This window comes from Saccharicrinis sp. GN24d3, from assembly GCF_052400645.1.
Classification (GTDB): domain Bacteria; phylum Bacteroidota; class Bacteroidia; order Bacteroidales; family Marinilabiliaceae; genus Saccharicrinis.
The window spans coordinates 1-964 of sequence record NZ_JBQTGI010000082.1 but is presented as its reverse complement, the minus strand read 5'-3'; the positions used below and the strand labels follow the sequence as shown (position 1 = coordinate 964).

1 protein-coding gene is annotated in these 964 nt (G+C 34.8%); it reads right to left on the bottom strand.

The features are described 5' to 3' along the window. Positions 1-288 precede the first annotated feature (288 nt). Entirely contained in the window at positions 289-747 is a 459-nt protein-coding gene (locus tag ACT29I_RS25685) for a hypothetical protein (protein WP_444794863.1), read from the bottom strand. Between the last annotated feature and the right edge of the window lie 217 nt (positions 748-964).

The following is a 964-nucleotide window of genomic DNA, read 5'->3' as shown; positions in this document are numbered from 1 at the left end:
ATTATGCCGAACGGAGCAATGATCTTTAAGAAAATTATTTAGGTAGGATTTACACCTACTGGATTACCACAGCTTCGTGGCACACCAACGTTCAGAATAAGAGGTCGTGGGCTGATTTGAAAAACCGAACTCCCAAAATCCTACTTAGCCGAAGCTTTTGTTTGGGTTATAAATTTATCCTTTTATCTAGCCGAAGCAAAAGCTTCGGCGAACTTATTTGAAAAGCTAAACTTCCAAATTTCGTCTGGCAGCCCATGCCTTTTATTTATTGTTGCCACCTGTGCTTTTTTATTCTTTATTAATTCTTCTTATTTCCAGTTTTGATATTTTTCCGTCTGTAATCCAAAATGTTCCGTCGTATTTGCCAAAGTCAGCATAAATTGTCTGCCCCTTTTTATAATGAAAGTTTTGACCTATAAAACCAATTAACACATCTTCTTTTAGTCCAATTTTGATGATGTCCCAAACTGCTATGTCTTGCTGGACTAATTCTATTGCACAAAATATTTCGTTATTACTGTCAAACCTCCATGCTTCTGGCTTGTCTGTTGTATATACCTTTAAATATCCAATGTATTCATTTGAGTTTTTGTTAATCAAGTTATAACCTCCAAAAAATCCTGTCGTATCAGGTCTATATAATTTAATTGTCTCAGAAGTTGGCACTACCCCTGAAGTTACCGTCAAAAAATCAAGGGCTTTAATTTCTTTAAGATTAACTGGAAAATCCAATGTCTTATTAGTCATTGAAAATATATTTCCCTTTTCAACTTCTGTATCAGGTTGATTTATATCCTTATTCGTCTTGTCAGTCCGTAATTGACAGGATATAAAGATTGTCAGAAGAAATATATATATAATGTGTCTCATTTTTTTAGCATTGGCTACAACGTTTACTGGATGAAGCGTGCGGAGATTTAACGAGCCAAACCTTCCAAACTACTCCAGAGCCAAATCTTTTATT